This is a genomic window from Chitinophaga sp., assembly GCF_035538455.1.
Lineage (GTDB): Bacteria > Bacteroidota > Bacteroidia > Chitinophagales > Chitinophagaceae > Chitinophaga.
In genome coordinates, this window is the sequence record NZ_DATLKJ010000140.1 from 1 (window position 1) to 2,991 (window position 2,991).

Sequence of the window (2,991 nt, forward strand, 5' to 3'; positions counted from 1 at the left end):
TAATAGGTTTATATAGTGAACAGAGTAAACGGCAGCGATCCTTGAAAAAGTCTGTATGCCCTTCAGAATAATTTACAGTTGATAACTTTAAGCAGCAGACGAAAGGCAACAGAAGGGTTGCCCGGCTGGTTAATAGCAGGCATAGTCCTCCCGTGTATCCAGGGGAGCTTTACAAAATATGATGGAAGGCTTTCAGCAAGAGCGCGTACATAGGTAATAAAATTCCGCTGATTAATCCGGATCAAACATAACTTACAGGAAACGCTGTTGTATCAGGGCCATGAAATCGGGTTTGAACTTATCACTGAGGGGAATACGTTTACCTGAGATATGTATATGGTTATCCTGAATTCTTTCAATCTGGCTGCTGTTAACGATATAGGAATTATGCACCCGGATGAAAGGAGGCCCCAGCTGCTCCGCAATCTCTTTCAGCCGCTTATACGCCAGCACTTCACCTTTCAGGGTAACTACGCGCACATATTCTTTATCGCCTTCAAAATACAACAGCTCATGCAGCAGTATGCGCTGCAATATCTTCCCGGACTTCACAAAAAAGTAGTTGTGATCAGGTTGTTCTGCATACTTATCAGGAACAGGGACCTGCCTGAAACTGGTTTCCACTTTCTGCCTCGCGGCAAGGAAACGCGTCAGTGTAATAGGTTTCAGCAGGTAGTCCAGCGCCTGGAAATTGTAGCTGGCAGCGGCATACTCGGAATAGGCAGTAGTAAATACGATCTTCAGCCAGGTAGGCAGCAGGCTGGCCAGCTCCATCCCATTGAGCTTCGGCATATTGATGTCGAGGAAGATAACATCAGCTTTGTTATTTTTCAGGAACTCGAGCGCTTCAAGCGCATTGTAACATACTGCCGTTACCTCCCAGCCCGTGGTCTGCGTGATGTGCAGCTCCAGCAGCTTTACGGCGTTGGGTTCATCATCCACTATCATGCATCTGATACTCATAAAGGAACAGTTAAAAAAGCGGTGAAAAATGCTGCTGTCTTTTCTGTTTTCAATTCATAGTTTTTTCCATATAGCAAATCCAGGCGTTTACGCAGGTTATCGATGCCCGATCCGCCAGACCTGTGACTATTGGCCTGTTCCGGCAGGCTGTTTTTTGTGGTGAAGATAAGTTGGTTATTCTCCTCTTTGAGCGATATATCAATCTGGTTTAGGGTACTGGACTTGTCTATGCCATGTTTGAATATATTTTCCACAAAAGTCATCAGCAGCATGGGCGGAATCCGGCAATCCTCCTTTACCTGCTTCCTAAAGTTAATACCAACTTCATGCCGGATACGAATTTTTTCGAGCGCAATATAATTTTCCAGGAAGTTAATTTCTGCTGAGATATTTACAATATCTTTCTGACTCTCATCCACAAAATACCTCATTATTTCAGATAATCGCTCAATCAGAAATGCAGTACGTGGCGCCTCCCGGTACGCTTCATAATAAATATTGTTCAGCGTATTGAACAGAAAGTGTGGTTGTACCTGCGATTTCAACAAGTTCAGTTCCGTCTGTGCTTGTTGCATCACCAGCTTTTCAGCCTGCTGCTTCAACGTAAAATAAGCAATAGCTATCCTGAAAATAAAGCTAAGCAGGTATATCAGTAATATACCCACCATGTTCCTTGCCAGCATCATGACGGTAACAGGTACCGGCTTGGGAGCAAAGAAATGGTTGTAGACAAAGGCAGACAAATATCCTCTTCCCATACCCACCATTACCAGGAACAACACCGAGACAATAACATAACTCACCCGCCGCCCCCGGAGATACAGGCGCGGATACAAAAAACTGATATTACCATAGATGATAGTCGCGTATGTCAGCAGATTGATAGTAGCATAACAGGCCGATTGCATAAAACCGTCTTCCGGCAACAGCGACAGGAACAACAACAACAGCACAAACAGCCATACCAGCCATTGCAGGCGGGTGACAGAGATCCTTGTATTGATAGTGAGCATGCCCCAAATTACGAAGGATTTAAGTTAACCTCCTGTTTCGGCCGGTACATCTTTTACCTTTTTTCAACAGAACAGCCAACAGCTTCAACAACCTCCCATAGATTTTCAATGTATGCGGTATCTGCCCGGCAGTTGAAAAAACAGGGGCAATGGTTGAATAGAATTTTTTGTGAAACGGGAAAAGGAAAACTTTGACGTAAATAGAAAAACAATATGACGTCATTCGGAACTGTACTTCGTTGTAATACCCTGCTGATCAGGATTTGTTTGCTATGTATCCTGTGCATATCCGTTACGCAATCCGTCTTTGCACAGACAGACACCATTGATCAACGCCATCACAAACTGGATACCCGCCTGCTCAAAACAGGTATGCGCCAGTATCTTGTCTACTTCCAGTTCCCGGGAAAACCCGACCGGCTGGACCTTTCACTGTGGGTGCGCGACATCGGCAAAACAACGGTCAATAATCAGCCCGTGTTCACGGTGCATCAGTTCTGGTATGGAGCAGACAGCCTGCGCTATAGCAGGTTTGTATCCTTCAACAGTGTAACTGATTTCTCGCCTGTTTATCATGCTGCCTTCAGAGGCGGCAGGTCAATTGCATACAACTGGTCGGCCACCGGCGTGACCGCCGCCGATACAGTGGAAGGGAACGCTGCTGCGGGTTACAAACTTGACTTTGATCAACCTAATTATAACTGGCACCTCGACATAGAAACTTTCGAGATGCTGCCACTGGCAGCCGGCAAAACTTTCCTGATTAACTTCTATGACGCCGGCCTCGATCCCCCGAAATATGTAGCTTACTCCGTTACCGGCAGTGAAGTGCTTGCCACATTAGACAACCGGCAGGTAGACTGCTGGAAGCTGCAAACCAAAGGCGACTATAAAGGGATGTCGTACGTACAAACCTACTGGATCAGCAAAGCCGGACATGAGCTGCTGAAAGAAGTGGACGAATACGGAGGGCTGTTCCGGTATAAAGTGAAACTGCCAGGACTGGCGCCCAATC

General features: G+C 46.0%; 3 protein-coding genes. 1 reads left to right on the forward strand and 2 read right to left on the reverse strand.

All coding sequences use genetic code 11. The features are described from left to right. Positions 1-252: 252 nt before the first annotated feature. Complete coding sequence (locus VM802_RS16705) at positions 253-963, reverse strand: LytR/AlgR family response regulator transcription factor (RefSeq protein WP_325532514.1); 711 nt, start codon at positions 961-963, stop codon at positions 253-255. Beyond that, complete coding sequence (locus VM802_RS16710; RefSeq protein ID WP_325532516.1) at positions 960-1,976, reverse strand: sensor histidine kinase; 1,017 nt, start codon at positions 1,974-1,976, stop codon at positions 960-962. Before VM802_RS16710 ends, VM802_RS16705 begins: the two co-directional genes overlap by 4 nt. Positions 1,977-2,189: 213 nt before the next feature. Here VM802_RS16710 and VM802_RS16715 point away from each other — a divergent pair. Continuing rightward, the coding region (locus VM802_RS16715; RefSeq protein ID WP_325532518.1) for a DUF3108 domain-containing protein at positions 2,190-2,991 on the forward strand (802 nt) is incomplete at its 3' end.

What these genes read in the sequence shown, in the direction of transcription:
- VM802_RS16705 (WP_325532514.1), bottom strand. Translation starts at nt 963, where the DNA reads ATGAGTATCAGATGCATGATAGTGGATGATGAACCCAACGCCGTAAAG.
- VM802_RS16710 (WP_325532516.1), bottom strand. Translation starts at nt 1,976, where the DNA reads ATGCTCACTATCAATACAAGGATCTCTGTCACCCGCCTGCAATGGCTG.